Source organism: uncultured Sneathiella sp. (assembly GCF_963973085.1).
Lineage (GTDB): Bacteria > Pseudomonadota > Alphaproteobacteria > Sneathiellales > Sneathiellaceae > Sneathiella.
In genome coordinates, this window is sequence record NZ_CAXAXA010000002.1 from 471,754 (window position 1) to 487,747 (window position 15,994).

Consider the following 15,994-nt stretch of genomic DNA (forward strand, 5'->3'; position numbering starts at 1 on the left):
TTTGGCGAGAAAGCGAGCGATAACATTCGATTTACTAATATAACTTGTTAGTAGTTGGGGGAACAATTGTGTCTATTTTCAAGAGAGAGAATCCGTACGATCCATTATTTTGGAAAGTAGAAAACGGTACTGACATTGATGAATTCGACGATTTTCTCGATATTCTAGAAAAAAATACAACTCTAAAAAAACTAATTTACAAGCCGGATTTGCTGGATGGAAAACAGAAGTATCAATATAACTTAAGTATAGAAGATAAATATTTTTATAATTTCAGCTTCAATTTTACGACTATAAGAAATGTAGTTTTTGCAAACTGCTCATTCGAATATGTAAAATTTAGAGAAGCTAAATTTGTGGATTGTCAATTTCGTAATTGTAAATTTATAAAATGTAATTTTTTAGATGCAAATTTTGTTAGAGTTCTCATTGACCCTACATCATTCAAGGAATGCTTGGACAAAAAACTGCATTCAAATATTGGTGTAAAACTATATCAAAAATTACTCAAAAATTATCGAGACGAAGATCAGCCAGAATATGAAAGGTACGCTCAATATCAGTTTTATAAATGGAAACGCTATCAAGATTGGCGTGATATTTCAGACGACAAAAAAAGTCCTTGGGAGCGATTTCTTAAATTCTGTAATTGGGGGGCTAAATATTTTTTGGATTACTTCAATGGATTTGGATTAAAGTTTTGGAGAACCTTTCGATCATTGTTGATAATAATATTAGTTTTTAGTTACATTAATTTTTATTTTAAATTTGAGTTTGGTCTCTGCTTGGAAACATACTGGGATAGTATTTATTTTACGACTATTAGTATGACAACTCTAGGTTATGGCGATATTACGCCCTCACAGTTGGCTGGAAAATTGTTCGCGTCATTTCAAACAGTTGTTGGATTTTTGTTCTTTGGTCTTGTGGCATCTGTTTTGTTTAGGAGAGTTGCTCCATGAAAAATGATTTAGTTGCCAGCATCTGCATTTTTGGCTCATCAGCGCGTAGAAATGTTGACGAGTTAAGTGACAAGGATGTTCTAATTGTTTCAAACGACATCGATTTTCTGGACGCTGAAAAGAAAAAATGGGCAGGACGAGGATGGTCAGTAGCATCCTATACAGTAAACCGATTTGAAAATTTAATTAATTCGAAAAGTTTGTTTATTCAGCATCTAAAAGTTGAGGGATTAATAGTTTCAGACTTCGGTGGATGGCTTGAGCGGAAATTGGCGGCTTTTGTGCCGAAGTCTTCTTATATGGATGAATGTTATAGATCAGTTGATCTAATCAGGCCGATAGAACGACTACTCAATAGCCACGTTTCTTCCTTTTTCGCGGCAGATACATTGTATGTTGGCATTAGAAATATTGGGGTAAATTTGTTAGCCTCAAGAAACGCTTATGTTTACGATTTTAATGAAATTATTTTGGAGTTGCAGGACCATTATGGTTTTAGCAATGATGTGGCTTCAATACTTAAATCACTCCGGTCTTTAAAGGTTGCCTATCGCAATAGGAATTTCAGTGAGCATACTGTTCCGGACCTTGATGAGCTTATTGCTGTAGCAAAAGCAGCTGTGCCTTGGCTAGTATTAGACACTATCAAACCGAATGCACCAATACGTCCGCTTAACTGCGGTTACGCAAGGATTAGGGAGGTTGAAGCGTGGTGCTTAAACAATTTTTCAATTGTTGATTTGGATGAAGAATCTGCTCCAAAAATCGTAAATTCATTATGGCGTCAAATCAAGAATCCTAGCGGATATAGCTGGGCCATTAACCGATTTGATGAGCGGACTGCTAAAAAGCTTTCGAAAGTTCAACCAAGCTTGCGAACTAGTAAAACCCTGACTGACGAAAAGAAAGTTCCTGCCCGATCGTTTCTCCCGTAAACTCATCCCATGGAAAGTCGTGAGTTTATAAAATCCCTGACGCGCGGGCAGCGGGAGATGCTGACCGCTCGCTCGGATGTAAAGGGGCTGGTGCAACTCGCCGGGCATGTCGGGCTGATCCTTCTGATCGGGGCGCTGATCGCGCTAAAGGGGCCGGGCTGGCCGCTGTTGATGCTGCCGCAGGGCATTCTCATTATCTTTCTCTTTCCCGCGCTGCATGAGAGCGTCCATCGCACGGCGTATCGAAGTCTTTGGCTCAACAAGGCGGTGGCGAAGGTGAGCGGCATTGTGATCCTGCTGCCGGCGGAGTGGTTCCGTTATTTCCATATCGAGCATCACCGCTTCACGCAGGACCCGCTGCGCGACCCGGAGCTGCAATCGCCGAAGCCCGAAACCGTGCTGCAATATATCTGGTATATCTCCGGCATTCCGATCTTTTTTTCGCATGTAAAAACGCTTCTTAAAAACGCGATCGGGCGTATCGATGCCCCCTTCGTGCCCGGGCATGCAAAGGCCGCCGTTCAGCGGGAGGCGTGGGAGATGCTGGCGGTCTACGCGCTGCTTCTCGCCGGGTCGATCGTGGCGGGCTCCGCGCTGCTTCTGTATGTCTGGGTTCTGCCCGCCTTTATCGGCCAGCCGTTTTTACGGGCCTATCTGCTCGCCGAGCATAGCGACTGCCCCGAAGTTGAGAATATTTTTGCCAATACCCGGACGACGCTCACCAACCGCCTCGTGCGACGGCTCGCCTGGAACATGCCGTTTCATGCGGAGCATCACGCCTTTCCGGCGGTGCCCTTTCATGCGCTTGAGAACTTTCACATGCTGACGCGGCCGTATCTGCAGGTGACGGAGACGGGCTATATCGCCTTTCACCGGAAATATATCGCAACGCTCAGGCGCTGATTACGCCGGACGGGTCAAGGCGTTTCCTTCATTGCCGCGATTGCCTTGTCCATTAGGTCAAGGAACGCCACCCGTTCGGCCTCTGAAAGCTGCGCAAGCACCACATTATTCTGCGCCGCTGCGGCTGTTGTTGCCGGAGCTTGCAGGGCGCGGGCCTTGTCGGTGAGCCAGACCCGCTGCACCCGCCCGTCCGTCGCATCTTTCCGCCGGGTGACGAAGCCATCCCGCTCCATCCTGTTCAGGGTGTTCGCCATCGTTGCCTGCTCGATATCGAGGCGGGTCACCAGCTCCTTCTGCGTCAGGCCGTCATTCTCCCACAGCTCCAGGAGGGCCGGGAAAATCCCCGTGCTGAGGCCGAGCGGGCGGATTCGAGCGTCCAGCCCGCGGGCAAACAGCCGCGCCATATGGTTGGCGAGATAGCCCGCCGATTGTTCCTTTTTGAATGTCATGGTTTCTTTTAGCACTTGCATAGCATGCTATGCAATATTATATAGCTAACTATGTAAATAAAATGACTATCGAGGAGGAACTGATGTTGAAACTTCTGCACCCTGTCGCCGGCAGCCTTGCGATTGTGATGATTTTAACTTTCTGGATATCCACGGCACTGTCCGAGCTGTTCGCCTCAACGGCGGTCGTGACGGTGGTCAAGACGGCAATCCCCTGGGGCTTTCTAGTCCTGATCCCGGCAATGATAGGGGTGGGCATATCCGGGTTTCGTCTCGCGAAGGGGCGGGGTGGGGCAATGATCGCGAGAAAGCGCAAACGGATGCCCGTTATCGCCGCCAATGGTCTCCTTATTCTGGCGCCCGCCGCGCTCTTTCTGGCGGACAAGGCCGGGGCGGGCGCGTTCGATACGGCTTTCTATACTGTGCAGGCAGTTGAGCTTGTGGCCGGGGCGGTTAATATCTGCCTGCTGGGGCTCAACATGCGGGACGGGCTGCGCTTGCGCCAACGGCGGCGTGCCAGCGTTTGAGGAGGCTTGCGGCCTTACGCCACGTCCTTCAGCGAGCGGGTCTCGCCGATCTTGAGGATCCAGGCGTTGTCTGCGCCATAGTCCTGATCGATGGCGGCCTGGCGGAAGCGGATCGGGGCCTCGAACGGGTCTTCAGGCGTGAGCAGCACTGTTCCCCAATGCATGCCGAGGGCGCGTCTGGCGCCGACGGCGCGGGCAATCTGGACCGCATCCTCTGGCGTTGCATGGACCATTTTCATGATCTCGCGCGGCTCATAGGCGCCGATGCCGACGATAGCAAGGTCGAACGGCGCTTGTTTCTCACCGACCTCATGGAAGACGTCGCCATAGGCGGTATCGCCGGAAAACCAGATATTCTCCGCCGCTGTCCTGATGCCGAAGCTCGCCCAAAGGGTCTTCTTCTGGTCATGAACCCCCCGGCCGGAAGAATGCACGGCGGGCAGGGTCGTGATGGTCAGCCCGTCCTCCGACCAGCTGTCCCACCAGTCCGCCTCGATCACCTTCTTGTAGCCGCGCTTACGGAAAAAATCAGCGTTGCCGAGCGGGACGATCACCTGCGTGTGATCCTTATGGGGATAGGCGCGGACCGTGCGGGCATCGAGATGGTCGTAATGGTTATGGCTGACTAGCATGACATCGGCGCGGGGAAGTTCCTCTGCGGAGAGGGCAGCGGGCACATAGCGTTTCGGCCCGACCCGGCCCGGTCCGGCATTTTCGGACAGATACGGATCGGTCAGGATCACCTTGCCGCCGGTGCGGATGATGAAGGCCGCATGGCCGAGCCAGGTCACGCTCGGGTTGCCGCCGGCGGTGATGCCCGCCTCGACACCGGAGCGGTCCAGAGCATGGCCTTCGGGCAGGTCGGGAACCTTCTTCTTTTTCATCTGCCGATAGATAAACCGCATCAGGCCGCGCTTGCGCATCTGGAGGTTGGGACTCCCCTCCGGGTTTCGAAAACCGCCGCGCGGATTATGGTGATAGGGTTTTGCTGTCATATATAGGTCTCATCAGGCACAGATACTTACCTGTAACATTGCGCATTTTGCAAATATTTCAAGAGCCGCGGCCATATGTTGCGCCTGTCCCCATTGATCTGGATCATATCTTCCCTCTCGTCGATCCATCTATAACGGTCGACTTTGCTGGCGGCAAGAGACGGACAGGATGACAAGAGCGTTCTTTCGTGCCACTGTTTATAAAAAACGGGAGTATAAAAATGACAAAACTCGAAGAATATTATGATTGGGACGCGATTCTCGACGGCCTCACGAAATATCTGCGCATCCGCGCGACGCCGATCGGCATGAAGCTGTTCGAGACGAAAGAGGAGATGGAGGCGGTTGAGAAAATCCGCCGACCGAGCTCCATCCATACCGCCGACCAGATCGTGGCGCAAGCCTGCCGTCTTGGCTGGACCGTTGGCGCGACGGCGGAGGATTTTGTCGGCGCGCAGTGCGGCGCGGTGATGGGCCTGCATCCGCAGGATGCGGAATGGCGCGAAGGCGCGCGCTACGCCGGGGTCTGGTACCAAACGCCGGAGGATGCCCGCAATCACCAGTCGGCGATGACCGTGGTGCCCTCGGGGCAGTTTCAGGCGATGGCGGTCTCGCCGCTTGCTTCCAAACGGCTGAACCCGCCGGACATCTGCCTGATCTATGCCACCCCGGCGCAGATGATCCTGTTCATCAACGGCCTGCAATGGGCGGGCTATAAAAAGCTCGATTTCTCGGTCGTGGGCGAATCCTCCTGCGCGGATAGCTGGGGGCGGGCACTGTCCACCGGGGAGCCGAGCCTGTCGCTGCCCTGCTTCGCCGAGCGGCGCTACGGCGGTGTCCTGGAGGACGAGCTGTTGATGGCCATTCCCCCCGCCTATCTGCCGAAGGTGATCGAGGGGCTGGCGGCGCTCTCCAAAAACGGGCTGCGCTATCCGATCCCGCAATATGGTATTCAGAATGACGCGCGCGCCGGTCTGGGCGTAAGTTATAGTAAATAATCGGCTTATTCCGGATTTTTATGCGGAAATATTGCCTGCTCCTTATGTATTCGCCGGCTCCCGGCTGGCGAATAAACAAATTGCTTGTTGGCATACAATGAATATGCCGGTATATTTTATGGACCTAATGAAACAACAATTAATATATTTCGCTGGCTTTGCCTATGCGCGAGCCCAACCATCAAGCCTGCTACTTAATCGGGAGACAAGAGTAAAGCATGGTCTATGAGAAGTTCGACGACATCGACTGGGTGACGCCGGATGCGAGACAGTTTGCAGAATATTGGCGCAGTCTTGATCGGGATCATCTCGTGCCCCATCGAAGCAGCTTCGATCCGACCAAGATTCATCGTCTGTTGCACTCTATCGCCATTTACGAGGTCGTCTCGAAAGAGGAGATCATCTACCGTCTTGCCGGTACTGCGATTGTCGATCGCATCGGCATGGAGGTGACGGGACGAAATTTTCTGGATTTCTGGGAAGGGGCTGGCCGTGAACAGGCGGGCGCGGCTATGTATGAATGCGTCACGAAACCCTGTGGTATGTTTACGAGCCTGACGGGAAAGACTCATGACGGGCATATTGAAAACAGCTATGCGGTTGGGTTCCCGCTCCTTGATGACCGGGGCGAGTGTAACCGACTTGTGTTTTATTCCAGCGAATTTCAATTCAGCCATGAGCGGCTTACCCGTGAAGACCGGATCAAGACCTTAACGGCGGCGAAAACCATTTTCGTTCTGCTGGACTAGAATTTCAGCAGATTTTCCTGAAGACCTTCATAGAATTTGGCCGCGTGCAGCCCGTCCATCAGGGCGTGATGGGCCTGGAGATTGACGGACACCCTGGCGCGGTCGTCCTCCTCGATGATCTTGCCCCAGGCAATGCGCGGAATGCAGTCATCTTTGTTTTGCAGCGGATGGGTCGCGCCGGTGAAATCGAGCCACGGCATGCAGCTCAAGTAAATCCACTGATCCTCACCTGCGATGCCGTCTGAGAGCTTTGTCTGCCGGCTTGCCTGTTCCTTGGCGGCGGTCACTTCTGCATCGAAGGTCGGCCAGTCTTCCTGATATAGCGCCTCGCAGAAGGCGAAATGATCATTTGCGATGGGCACGGTGAAGGAGGGGTGTACTACCCGATGACGGATCACCGCCTCACCGCGAAATCGGGTGCGGAATTCGGGAATGCCGTTGACCGTGAGCATGATGCCATAGAGCACCGCATTGAAGAGGGAGCGCTTGTCTTTTCGCGCCTTCTCCACGAGTGGCATTATCTCAACCGGGGCGGTCAGGCTGAAATGCGGCACGTCCATGCTGCGAAAGAGGAGATATTGCTCCCGCCGTTCCCATGTCTCGATGTCAATCCGCTCTGCGCTCATTCTCAGTCCTCGTCATCCGCGGGCAACCCCGGCAGCATCTTCGGCGTGACGAAATGCAGCAGTTCGCCGCGCCCTTTAAGCTGGCTCCAGTCGTCGATATCGAACCTGATCTGCGTCAAGGCGGCGGTCGGGTATTTTTTCTCGATCAGGGAATAGCCGTTCTCCGGTGTCGGCGTCGTCAGGTCGAGCGCCATCTGCTGCATGGTCGGATTATGGCCGATAATCATCACATGCGCCTCCTCGATGGCAGAGCTTTTGAGATAGCAGACGAGCCCGTCACCGTGACCGGCCGAATAGATGGATTTCTCGATCTGCACGTCGATGCCGTCGGGCAGGAATGGGTTGATCTGCGATAAGGTCTCGCGTGTCCGCCGGGAGGGGGAACAGAGGATCAGGTCAGGAAAGATTTTATTCTCTGCCATAAACGTCCCGATTTTGAGCGCGCCGCGCCGTCCGCGCGATGTCAGCGGACGGTCGATGTCGGCCGTGCCATGATCGGACCAGCTAGATTTGGCATGGCGCAGCAATGTCAGTTTACGCATGAAATATCTTTCCCGTTATCCCTGGAGCAACGCGATGTATCAGGCGTGCATGGATTTATTATGACATAAATCTGGCCATATCCGGGCTAACTTTCAAGGCCGAGCCTCTGGTGCCAGTCGGCGAGGGATTCATCGGGATATTCATCGAACATCTTGTCATCGGGACCGGCATCCACGGGCACCCACGCTTTCTTCGAGCCGACCATCAGGTGGGTCCGTTCCGGCGCGGTGGGCAGCTCCGTATCGATCGCGGAGGCGAAAGGATGAACAAGCTCTGGCCAGCGCGGATCGTAGACCCAGAGCGCGCTGCCGCAGCTTTTGCAGAAATGGCGCTTTGCCGGGCTGAGACCCTCTTCAAGCTTTACCTGATAGACGGAGATATTCTCCTCTCCCTCGACAGTCAGGCTGCCCGCATCGCCGCCGAGATTGATGGCGAACCCGCCGCCGCCTTGCGTCTTCCGGCAGATAGAGCAATAACAGTAGTTGAAAGGGTAGGGATGGGCGCAGGTGAGGGAGAAGGCCACCGCGCCGCAATGGCAGGATCCTTCCAGTTTCATTTGCCCTCTCCTTCGCTGTTTTTCGGATCGCCGGGGTAGGTGTCAAATTGTGGCAGGCCGTCGGTGATGTCGTAATAGCCTTTGCGGCCCTTGACGAAGATATGCGCCTCCGCCGTCAGCGGGACATCGACGTCGAACGATCCGGCGAGGATGCTGATATTATCGTCCCCCTCCATGCGCCAGAACAGGCTGCATCCGCAGTCGCCACAGAAACCGCGTTCCGCCCAGGGTGAGGATTTGAACCATTTCAGGCCGCGGTCCTCGGTCAGGGTGAAATCGCTGCGCGCGGCGGCGGTGGCGGCAAAATAGTGCCCACTCGATTTCTGGCACTGGCCGCAATGACAATAGGAGATTTTGCGAAGCGGGCCGTCCACCACAAACTTAACTGCGCCGCAGAGACAGCTTCCACCGGTTTTCTGGTCGTCATTCATTCCGGATTTCTCCCGATCCAACATCATTGAGCCGGGAGAATATCCCGTTCGCGGCCCGTCGTCAGCATCAAAACAGGCGCCCGGGAAGAGCCGGGAGGGGTTGTTTTGCGGCCCCGAAGCTAAACGGTATCATTGTGGCTAATCTAAGGAAATGCATAAAAAATAAGCGGTTTTCCAGCGAATTGTTGCAGCAAGCGAACGCCTATTCACAAAAAGTTGAATTTGCTAAAAACTTTCTTGCAAAAAGACAAATTTTCAATTACGCGAGTCTTCGGGAGTCCATTTTTCTGGCTGAAAATCGCTGAAGGCGGCGCTTCCAAGGTCGACCGGTCGCTGCTATTGGGCACTTCGACGGCGCTGTAGACCTGATATATAGACGAGTGTCCAGGAGACTAAACATGGCAAAAGGTACAGTAAAGTGGTTTAACCCGACCAAAGGGTACGGTTTCATCGCACCAGAGGACGGCGGGTCAGACGCTTTCGTGCATATTTCGGCTGTTGAACGGGCCGGTTTGACGACCCTTCAGGAAAACGCGAAAGTTCAGTACGAACTGGTTGAAGGGCGTAACGGTAAAGCATCAGCGGAAGAACTCGTGCTGCTGGACTGAGATAAAGGTTCCGATACGAAAGAGAAAAGGCGGCGTTTGCCGCCTTTTTTTGTGGGAAATTCCGGTGGCGATGTATCAGAAAACTTTGCCATGGGGTGAATTTCGTGTAAGAAATCGCGCTGGACCACGCCCCAATCGGCGACAGGATGACAGGAATGGTATATTCGATCACAGACCCGGACGACATCAGTGTTGAAAAACTGGATATCGAGCTGGACAAGGCGGGCGCCTTCCGGTTCCATATCAAGGAGTATGTCCATGAGCTGACCGGAGAGGAGCTCGTCGCGGAAATGCGCGACCAGCTCGATGTGCGCGGTTCCGTTCGCGCCGCCCTCCTGCGCAAGGCCCAAAAGGTTATTATGGCGGGCCTTAAAAAGGGCCGTTTCCGATTAAGCGACGAAGCCCGAGAGGAATTCGATCTGAATGTGCTGATCTGGTTTGCGGACAAATGTCTCAGGGACGAACACCGCGACTATCTGACGCCATAACGCTTGACGGGGTCCGACCCCAGAGGAGTCCGGTGCCTATCCCGCCCGGAAGGAAAAAATGACGAAAACAACACAGAAAATCAAGGCCGGCGTGCTCGGCGCGAGCGGCTACACGGGGGCGGAGGCCATGCGGCTTCTGCTCCGGCATCCGAATGTCGAGATGACCCTGTTGACCGCCGATCGCAAAGCCGGACAGCCGTTGGAGGATGTCTATCCCCATCTTGGCGGCTATGGCCTGCCTGACATGGTCGGGGTGGAGGAGGCTGACTGGTCCGCTGTCGATGCCGTCTTCTGCGGCCTGCCCCATGGCACCACGCAGGAGATTATTGCGGGCCTGCCGAGCTCGGTGAAGGTGATCGACCTCTCCGCCGATTTCCGGATCGAGGACCCGGCCACCTATGAACAATGGTACGGCCATCCGCATCAGGCGCTAGATCTTCAAAAAGACGCGGTCTATGGTCTAACTGAATTGAACCGTGAGAAGATTGCCGGCTCCCGGCTGGTCGCCTGTCCGGGCTGTTACCCGACGGCGGTGCTGCTGGCGCTGGTGCCGTTGGTAGGCGCTGGGTTGATCGATGCCGATGATCTGGTGATCGACGCGAAATCCGGCATTACCGGCGCCGGACGGGGCCTGAAGCAGAACACGCTCTTCAGCGAGGCGGGGGAGGGGCTCAGCCCCTACGCCATCGCCAGCCATCGTCATGCGCCGGAGATCGAGCAGGAGGTGGCGAAGGCCGCCGGACGGAAGGCCGCCGATATCCGGGTCAATTTCGTGCCGCATCTGATCCCGATGAGCCGGGGCGAGCTGATCACCGCCCATGTCCGGCTGGCGCCCGGCAAGACGGCAGCGGACCTTCGGGCTGAGATCGCGAAAAGCTATGCGGGCGAGCCCTTCGTCCGGCTGTTGAAGGAGGGGGCGATCCCGCAGACGCAGATGGTGCGCGGCTCCAATAAATGCGTGATCAATGTATTCGCAGACCGCATCAAGGGCCGGGCCACCGTGATCGCCGCCATCGACAATCTGGTCAAAGGCTCCAGCGGGCAGGCCGTGCAGAACATGAACCTGATGTTCGGCCTAGAAGAGACCCTCGGCCTTGAACAGGCGCCGCTGTTCCCTTAGGCTCCTGACTTTAAATAAAAAGAAAAGAAACGGAAAATCATGAGCAAGAACATTATGCCCTTCAAAGGCGTCCTGCCGGAAATTGCGCCGGATGCCTTTATCGCCCCGTCCGCCGATGTGATCGGCCGCGTGACGATCGGCGAGAAATCCAGCATCTGGTTTAACTGCGTTGTGCGCGGCGATGTCTACACCATCGATATCGGCAAGCGCAGCAATATTCAGGACGGTACGGTTATTCATGTCTCCGGCGGCACCCATCCGACGAAGATCGGCGATGACGTGCTGGTCGGCCACAACTGCCTGATCCATGGCTGCACCCTGGAAGACGGGAGCTTCGTCGGCATGGGCACGATCATCCTAGATGGTGTGGTCGTCGAGAGCGGGGCGATGGTCGCCGCCGGGGCGATGGTCACGCCGGGCAAGCGCGTGCCCCGTGGAGAACTCTGGGGCGGATCGCCCGCCAAATGCCTCCGCAAACTGTCAGAAGAGGAACAGGCCACCCTCACCGAAGGGGCGGACCATTATGCCGAAATGGGCCAGATTTACCGCAAGGAGCTTGGAATGGACAGCAGCGGGGACTGACCGACACCCTCCATGCCTTATGTGCTGCCGCCACCGTCTTTCTTGCCGCCCGTATAGGGTTTTGCCTTGATCTTGACGTAGCTGCCCGGCGCGTCCTCGATTGGTTTGAGCTTGCCTTTTGATGGATCGCGTGCCGGGACCTTGGGGCCGGATTTCTTCGATAGCCACTTGTCCCAATAGGGCCACCAGGAGCCGGGATGCTCCGTCGCATCGGCCAGCCATTCCTCCGGCGTGTCGTATTTCTTTTTCTTGGTGTTCGTCCAGTACTGGTATTTCTTGGCCGCCGGATGGTTGATCACCCCGGCGATATGGCCCGAACCCGCGAGCATCAGCTCTGTCGGGCCGCTGAACATTTTCGTATTCTTGAACACCGACTTGAACGGCGCGATATGGTCTTCCTTGCTCGCCTGGATGAAGATCGGCGTTTTCACCTTCTTGAGGTCGATCGGCTGGCCGCCGAGGGTGAGCGCGCCCGGCTCCTGCAACAGGTTCTTCTGATACATATTCCTTAAGTAAAAGCTATGCATCTTGTGCGGCATGTTGGTCGCGTCCGAATTCCAGTAGAGAAGATCGAACGGGAAGGGCGACTTGCCGAGCATGTAATTATTGATCACGAAGGACCAGATCAGGTCGTTGGAGCGCAGGAGGTTGAAAGTATTGGCCATCTCCTTGCCTTCGAGATAGCCGCTGTCCTTCATCCGTTCCTCGACCATCTTGATATGATCCTCGTCGGTGAAGACAAGCAAATCTCCTGCCTCCGTGAAATCGAGCTGGGTGGCGAAGAAGGTGCAGGCCTTGATCCGGTCCTCCTCGATTGCGGCGAGATAAGCAAGGGTGGACGCCATCAACGTACCCCCGATGCAATAGCCGATGGCGGTGACTTCCTTCTCGCCGATGGTTCTCTCAATAGCGTCAAGGGCCGCGAGGATCCCCTCAGACATATAACTTTCGAACGTTTTGTCCACATGCCGCTCGTCCGGGTTGACCCAGGAGATGACGAAGACGGTGTAGCCCTGCTCGGTGCACCATTTGATGAAGCTGTTTTCCGACTTGAGGTCGAGGATATAGAATTTGTTGATCCAGGGCGGCGTGATCAGCAGTGGCCGCTTGTAGACTTCCTTCGTTGTCGGTTCGTACTGCAGGAGCTGCATCAGGTCATTCTCGAAAATCACCTTGCCCGGCGTCACCGCGATATTGCGGCCCACCTCGAACGCGCTATCGTCGGTCATCTTCGGGCTGATCTGGCCCTTACCGCGCTTGAGATCGTCGAGCATGTTTTCGAGGCCATGGACGAGATTTTCGCCCTTGGTGTCCATGGTTTTCTTCAGCACATCGGGGTTCGACCAGAAGAAGTTGGAGGGCGACAGCGCCTCCGTATAGATCTTCGTGTAGAAGTCCGCCTTCTTCTTCGTCTGCTCGTCCAGCCCGTCAACATCAGCGACGGTGTCCTGAATCCAGTTGGCAGTCATCAGGTAGGACTGCTTGATATAGTCGAAGATCTGGTTCTGACTCCATTCCTCGGACTTGAATCGCTTGTCGCCGGATTCCGGGGAGACGAGGGGTTTTGTTTCCTCGCCGCTTGCGCGGCGGGCAGCGTTCTGCCAAAGGTCCATATAGTTCTTCCAAAGCGCCGCCTGCGCCTCGACGATTTTCGCCGGGTCCGCCATCATCCGGTTCATCAGATCCATGAAGGTCTTGCCGACATGGGCGGGGTCGGGGTCGATAGGTGTCTTGGGTTGGTTGTTCAGGAATTCAGTGACGAGCGCCTGACTCTGGGCGGCAATCTTGGCAAAATTCTCGGCGAATTCCTTCGACGCCTCAAGCGCTTCCTGATTGCTTTCCAGTGGTTCCTTGTTTGGCATCTCGACGAGTCCTCCGTTACTTGCATTGGGCATAATCGATTGGCAGAATTATGGCTCGGAAATTTCGCACCGTCGTCATCAAGCCTTCAGAAAACGTTGCGAAATTATCCACCATATGTTTTATGATAGCTTGATTTATTAACAGATTATATCAAAACCTTGCCAATCTCAATGCGGGGCTTTGGCAGGCGGTCGAGAGGACAGGACGGACGTTTCGATGAACAGGTTGTTTAACGCTTTCGAAAATCGTTTTTTACGGGGCTTGCGCACGGGCGCTGGACTGTTTCTTGTGCTCACGCTGCTGGCGGTCGCGGGTTGTTCCACCGATGGCGCCGAGGAGGAGGCCGACGCGGAATATCCGAATATCAATGAAGTGCCGGAAACGCCGGAAACAGCCGTTGCCCTGAGCGAGGCGGAGGATATCGGTGAAGGCTTGCGTGCCGATCGCGAGAATGCCCGCTATACCGATGAGACCCTGCGCGCCGACACCTCTGTTCAGCCACCGCCCGCCCAGCCGGCGAAACCCGCCTCCGCTGAAATCACCGAGACTGTGACCGAGACCGTCACCGAAACGGCAGAGGAGAAGGTGACGACGGTTACCGAAGAAGTGACCGAGAAGGTTGAAGAGAAGGCGCCTGAAGTCGCCGCTGTTGCGCAAACGCCGGTGACCGAGCAACCGCTGCCCGCACCGGAAGTGACGGAGACAAAGGACACCACGCCGCCTCCCGCGCCGGTCACGGAAACAATAATTACCGGTGAGAGTGCGAAAGGGCCTGAAGTCGAAAGCGTGTTCCAGCAACAACTCGCCGCCTCCGGCGCGACGCGCTTGCCGGAAAGCTCTTCTACGCAGGGAACGGAGAGTTCCGGAACGGCTTCGTCTGTGGCATCTAACTCGTCCTCCGGGACGCAAGGGCAGTCTTCCGGCGGGATAACCCTGACGCCGCCGACGACGGACGGAGGGCGCGCCGTTCGCAACTATGCCGCGTCGGACGGCTCCTCACCGATCGAGACAATCTATTTTGCGCAAGGCTCGCACCGCATCAACGCGGCCGATCGGCAGGTTCTGGACCGGATTGCCCGGGCTCAGCTGGCGGCTGGCGGCACGCTTAAAGTCGTCGGCCATGCTTCGAAACGGACCCGGCAGATGGGCGAGGCGGAGCATATGATTGTCAACCTCAATGTCTCGCAGGCTCGTGCAACGGCAGTTGCGGAATATTTGCTCAAGGCCGGGGTGGCGCCCGGCGATATGATTGTCGAATCCGTCAGTGACGCGGAGCCTCTGATCGATGAGCCGATGCCGAGCGCGGAAGCAAAGAACCGGCGCACGGAAATCTTTCTTCTAAATTAACACAAAGTCGTTTAAATACCCCGTTTAGGAATAGTTCCAGGAACCCGGCGCCCGAGAAAAGCGCCGGGAACCGCCGTATCAATTTAACAGGAAGAGGCCGATGGATCCCGATTTCCACCGCATAAAACGCTTGCCGCCCTATGTCTTCGAAGAAGTCAACCGGATGAAAGCGAAAGCGCGAGCGGCGGGTGAGGATATCATCGATCTCGGCATGGGCAACCCGGACAGCCCGACGCCGCAGCATATTGTCGACAAGCTGGTGGAAACCGCCCGCGACGGCCGCACTCATCGCTATTCGACGAGCCGCGGCATTCCCGGCCTGCGCCGCGCCAACGCCGCCTATTACAAGCGCCGTTTTGGTGTCGAGATCGACCCGGAAACGGAAACCATCGCGACGCTGGGCTCCAAAGAGGGCCTCGCCAACCTCGCCATGGCGATCACGACGCCGGGCGATGTGATCCTGTCGCCGAACCCGAGCTACCCGATCCACCCCTATGGCTTTATCATTGCGGGCGCGGTCGTCCGGCATTTCGAGGTTGGTCCCGGCATTGATTTCTTCGCCGCGCTCAATCGTGCCGTGCGCCACTGCATTCCGGCGCCGACCTGCCTGATCCTCAACTTTCCGTCGAACCCGACGGCGATGACGGTCGATCTGGATTTTTATAAAGAGGTCGTGAAATTCGCCAAGGATCACGGCATGTATATCCTCTCCGACCTTGCCTATGCGGAGATCTATTTCGGCGATGCACCGCCGCCGTCGATCCTGCAGGTGGAGGGCGCACGTGACATCGCGGTCGAGTTCACGTCGCTCAGCAAGACCTATTCCATGCCCGGCTGGCGCATCGGGTTTGCAACCGGGAACAAGCGGCTGGTCGGGGCGCTGGCCCGCATCAAGTCCTATCTCGACTACGGCGCGTTCACGCCGATCCAGGTGGCGGCGACGGCGGCGCTCAACGGCCCGCAGGATTGCGTCGAGGAATTCCGCCAGCTCTATAAGCAGCGGCGCGATGTGCTGATTTCCGGCTTTGCGGCGGCGGGCTGGCATGTCCCTTCACCGGAGGCGACCATGTTCGCCTGGGCGCCAATCCCGGAACCGTTCCGGCACCTCGGCAGTCTCGAATTCTCCAAGCTTTTGTTGCAGGAGGCGAAAGTCGCTGTGGCGCCGGGGCTCGGCTTTGGCGAGCACGGGGATGACTTTGTACGTGTCGCCATGGTCGAGAATGAGCAACGCATCCGTCAGGCCAGCCGCAACATCAAGAAATTCATGGCCGGTGCCGATCAGCATCTGGCAAAACGCGAGGCTTCGTAGATT

At 55.5% G+C, this 15,994-nt stretch carries 19 protein-coding genes; 12 read left to right on the forward strand and 7 right to left on the reverse strand.

What is annotated here, in order from left to right; translation table 11 throughout:
* Positions 1 to 68 precede the first annotated feature (68 nt).
* Genes AACZ19_RS06475 through AACZ19_RS06485 form a run of 3 tightly spaced genes read left to right on the forward strand, consistent with a single transcriptional unit; the run spans position 69 to position 2,800 of the window.
* Positions 69 to 962, forward strand: coding sequence for an ion channel (locus AACZ19_RS06475; RefSeq protein ID WP_339632189.1), 894 nt, complete (start codon positions 69 to 71; stop codon positions 960 to 962).
* On the forward strand, positions 959 to 1,897 hold the full coding sequence (locus AACZ19_RS06480) for a nucleotidyltransferase domain-containing protein (RefSeq protein WP_339632191.1): 939 nt from the start codon (positions 959 to 961) through the stop codon (positions 1,895 to 1,897). Before AACZ19_RS06475 ends, AACZ19_RS06480 begins: the two co-directional genes overlap by 4 nt.
* Before the next feature lie 9 nt (positions 1,898 to 1,906).
* Positions 1,907 to 2,800 (forward strand): fatty acid desaturase, encoded by an 894-nt coding sequence (locus tag AACZ19_RS06485; protein WP_339632192.1) that lies wholly within the window; start codon positions 1,907 to 1,909, stop codon positions 2,798 to 2,800.
* A 14-nt stretch (positions 2,801 to 2,814) separates the two neighbouring features.
* Here AACZ19_RS06485 and AACZ19_RS06490 read toward each other — a convergent pair whose 3' ends face one another.
* Positions 2,815 to 3,249: a MarR family transcriptional regulator gene (locus tag AACZ19_RS06490; RefSeq protein WP_339632193.1), complete on the reverse strand. Its 435-nt coding sequence runs from the start codon at positions 3,247 to 3,249 to the stop codon at positions 2,815 to 2,817.
* Between the two features lie 83 nt (positions 3,250 to 3,332).
* Here AACZ19_RS06490 and AACZ19_RS06495 point away from each other — a divergent pair, with 83 nt between their 5' ends.
* Entirely contained in the window at positions 3,333 to 3,776 is a 444-nt protein-coding gene (locus tag AACZ19_RS06495; protein ID WP_339632194.1) for a hypothetical protein, read from the forward strand.
* Positions 3,777 to 3,790: 14 nt separating this feature from the next.
* Here AACZ19_RS06495 and AACZ19_RS06500 read toward each other — a convergent pair whose 3' ends face one another.
* Positions 3,791 to 4,771, reverse strand: coding sequence for an MBL fold metallo-hydrolase (locus AACZ19_RS06500; protein WP_339632195.1), 981 nt, complete (start codon positions 4,769 to 4,771; stop codon positions 3,791 to 3,793).
* A 221-nt stretch (positions 4,772 to 4,992) separates the two neighbouring features.
* On the opposite strand from AACZ19_RS06500, the gene AACZ19_RS06505 reads away from it, so the two are divergent.
* Both AACZ19_RS06505 and AACZ19_RS06510 read left to right on the forward strand, forming a co-directional pair.
* Positions 4,993 to 5,769, forward strand: a complete 777-nt coding sequence (locus AACZ19_RS06505) for a DUF169 domain-containing protein (protein WP_339632198.1) — start codon at positions 4,993 to 4,995, stop codon at positions 5,767 to 5,769.
* A gap of 218 nt (positions 5,770 to 5,987) precedes the next feature.
* Positions 5,988 to 6,518, forward strand: coding sequence for a PAS domain-containing protein (locus AACZ19_RS06510; protein WP_339632200.1), 531 nt, complete (start codon positions 5,988 to 5,990; stop codon positions 6,516 to 6,518).
* Here AACZ19_RS06510 and AACZ19_RS06515 read toward each other — a convergent pair.
* The 4 genes from AACZ19_RS06515 to AACZ19_RS06530 form a co-directional block, all read right to left on the reverse strand.
* Positions 6,515 to 7,144, reverse strand: coding sequence for a CatA-like O-acetyltransferase (locus AACZ19_RS06515; RefSeq protein WP_339632202.1), 630 nt, complete (start codon positions 7,142 to 7,144; stop codon positions 6,515 to 6,517). The genes AACZ19_RS06510 and AACZ19_RS06515 overlap by 4 nt on opposite strands.
* 2 nt (positions 7,145 to 7,146) lie before the next feature.
* The gene (locus AACZ19_RS06520; protein WP_339632203.1) at positions 7,147 to 7,686 is read right to left on the reverse strand and encodes a histidine phosphatase family protein; all 540 of its coding nucleotides are present in this window, start codon (positions 7,684 to 7,686) and stop codon (positions 7,147 to 7,149) included.
* 86 nt (positions 7,687 to 7,772) lie between these two features.
* Positions 7,773 to 8,243, reverse strand: coding sequence for a GFA family protein (locus tag AACZ19_RS06525; RefSeq protein WP_339632205.1), 471 nt, complete (start codon positions 8,241 to 8,243; stop codon positions 7,773 to 7,775).
* Complete coding sequence (locus AACZ19_RS06530; RefSeq protein ID WP_339632207.1) at positions 8,240 to 8,674, reverse strand: GFA family protein; 435 nt, start codon at positions 8,672 to 8,674, stop codon at positions 8,240 to 8,242. The genes AACZ19_RS06525 and AACZ19_RS06530 overlap by 4 nt, the downstream gene beginning before the upstream one ends.
* A gap of 398 nt (positions 8,675 to 9,072) precedes the next feature.
* Here AACZ19_RS06530 and AACZ19_RS06535 point away from each other — a divergent pair, with 398 nt between their 5' ends.
* From AACZ19_RS06535 to AACZ19_RS06550, 4 genes are all read left to right on the forward strand, one after another.
* Positions 9,073 to 9,282 carry a cold-shock protein gene (locus AACZ19_RS06535; protein ID WP_161315544.1) on the forward strand — a complete coding sequence of 70 codons (210 nt, stop codon included), beginning with the start codon at positions 9,073 to 9,075 and terminating at the stop codon, positions 9,280 to 9,282.
* 155 nt (positions 9,283 to 9,437) lie between these two features.
* The gene (locus AACZ19_RS06540) at positions 9,438 to 9,770 is read left to right on the forward strand and encodes a hypothetical protein (protein WP_339632211.1); all 333 of its coding nucleotides are present in this window, start codon (positions 9,438 to 9,440) and stop codon (positions 9,768 to 9,770) included.
* Between the two features lie 58 nt (positions 9,771 to 9,828).
* Positions 9,829 to 10,890: an N-acetyl-gamma-glutamyl-phosphate reductase gene (gene argC / locus AACZ19_RS06545; protein WP_339632213.1), complete on the forward strand. Its 1,062-nt coding sequence runs from the start codon at positions 9,829 to 9,831 to the stop codon at positions 10,888 to 10,890.
* 39 nt (positions 10,891 to 10,929) lie between these two features.
* Positions 10,930 to 11,472, forward strand: a complete 543-nt coding sequence (locus AACZ19_RS06550; protein ID WP_339632215.1) for a gamma carbonic anhydrase family protein — start codon at positions 10,930 to 10,932, stop codon at positions 11,470 to 11,472.
* A 17-nt stretch (positions 11,473 to 11,489) separates the two neighbouring features.
* On the opposite strand, the gene phaC is transcribed toward AACZ19_RS06550, so the two are convergent.
* Entirely contained in the window at positions 11,490 to 13,334 is a 1,845-nt protein-coding gene (phaC, locus tag AACZ19_RS06555) for a class I poly(R)-hydroxyalkanoic acid synthase (protein WP_339632216.1), read from the reverse strand.
* A gap of 217 nt (positions 13,335 to 13,551) precedes the next feature.
* Here phaC and AACZ19_RS06560 point away from each other — a divergent pair, with 217 nt between their 5' ends.
* Together AACZ19_RS06560 and AACZ19_RS06565 are read left to right on the forward strand one after the other, a co-directional pair.
* Positions 13,552 to 14,682, forward strand: coding sequence for an OmpA family protein (locus AACZ19_RS06560; RefSeq protein ID WP_339632218.1), 1,131 nt, complete (start codon positions 13,552 to 13,554; stop codon positions 14,680 to 14,682).
* A gap of 100 nt (positions 14,683 to 14,782) precedes the next feature.
* Positions 14,783 to 15,991 carry an LL-diaminopimelate aminotransferase gene (locus tag AACZ19_RS06565; RefSeq protein ID WP_339632220.1) on the forward strand — a complete coding sequence of 403 codons (1,209 nt, stop codon included), beginning with the start codon at positions 14,783 to 14,785 and terminating at the stop codon, positions 15,989 to 15,991.
* Positions 15,992 to 15,994: the final 3 nt, after the last annotated feature.

Excerpts from the sequence above, each read along its gene's own strand:
- AACZ19_RS06485 (WP_339632192.1), top strand. The coding sequence starts at position 1,907 with ATGGAAAGTCGTGAGTTTATAAAATCCCTGACGCGCGGGCAGCGGGAG.
- AACZ19_RS06515 (WP_339632202.1), bottom strand. The coding sequence starts at position 7,144 with ATGAGCGCAGAGCGGATTGACATCGAGACATGGGAACGGCGGGAGCAA.
- AACZ19_RS06510 (WP_339632200.1), top strand. The coding sequence starts at position 5,988 with ATGGTCTATGAGAAGTTCGACGACATCGACTGGGTGACGCCGGATGCG.
- argC (WP_339632213.1), top strand. The coding sequence starts at position 9,829 with ATGACGAAAACAACACAGAAAATCAAGGCCGGCGTGCTCGGCGCGAGC.
- AACZ19_RS06500 (WP_339632195.1), bottom strand. The coding sequence starts at position 4,771 with ATGACAGCAAAACCCTATCACCATAATCCGCGCGGCGGTTTTCGAAAC.
- AACZ19_RS06530 (WP_339632207.1), bottom strand. The coding sequence starts at position 8,674 with ATGAATGACGACCAGAAAACCGGTGGAAGCTGTCTCTGCGGCGCAGTT.
- AACZ19_RS06565 (WP_339632220.1), top strand. The coding sequence starts at position 14,783 with ATGGATCCCGATTTCCACCGCATAAAACGCTTGCCGCCCTATGTCTTC.
- AACZ19_RS06520 (WP_339632203.1), bottom strand. The coding sequence starts at position 7,686 with ATGCGTAAACTGACATTGCTGCGCCATGCCAAATCTAGCTGGTCCGAT.
- AACZ19_RS06525 (WP_339632205.1), bottom strand. The coding sequence starts at position 8,243 with ATGAAACTGGAAGGATCCTGCCATTGCGGCGCGGTGGCCTTCTCCCTC.
- AACZ19_RS06495 (WP_339632194.1), top strand. The coding sequence starts at position 3,333 with ATGTTGAAACTTCTGCACCCTGTCGCCGGCAGCCTTGCGATTGTGATG.
- AACZ19_RS06560 (WP_339632218.1), top strand. The coding sequence starts at position 13,552 with ATGAACAGGTTGTTTAACGCTTTCGAAAATCGTTTTTTACGGGGCTTG.
- AACZ19_RS06535 (WP_161315544.1), top strand. The coding sequence starts at position 9,073 with ATGGCAAAAGGTACAGTAAAGTGGTTTAACCCGACCAAAGGGTACGGT.
- phaC (WP_339632216.1), bottom strand. The coding sequence starts at position 13,334 with ATGCCAAACAAGGAACCACTGGAAAGCAATCAGGAAGCGCTTGAGGCG.
- AACZ19_RS06480 (WP_339632191.1), top strand. The coding sequence starts at position 959 with ATGAAAAATGATTTAGTTGCCAGCATCTGCATTTTTGGCTCATCAGCG.
- AACZ19_RS06490 (WP_339632193.1), bottom strand. The coding sequence starts at position 3,249 with ATGACATTCAAAAAGGAACAATCGGCGGGCTATCTCGCCAACCATATG.
- AACZ19_RS06540 (WP_339632211.1), top strand. The coding sequence starts at position 9,438 with ATGGTATATTCGATCACAGACCCGGACGACATCAGTGTTGAAAAACTG.
- AACZ19_RS06550 (WP_339632215.1), top strand. The coding sequence starts at position 10,930 with ATGAGCAAGAACATTATGCCCTTCAAAGGCGTCCTGCCGGAAATTGCG.
- AACZ19_RS06505 (WP_339632198.1), top strand. The coding sequence starts at position 4,993 with ATGACAAAACTCGAAGAATATTATGATTGGGACGCGATTCTCGACGGC.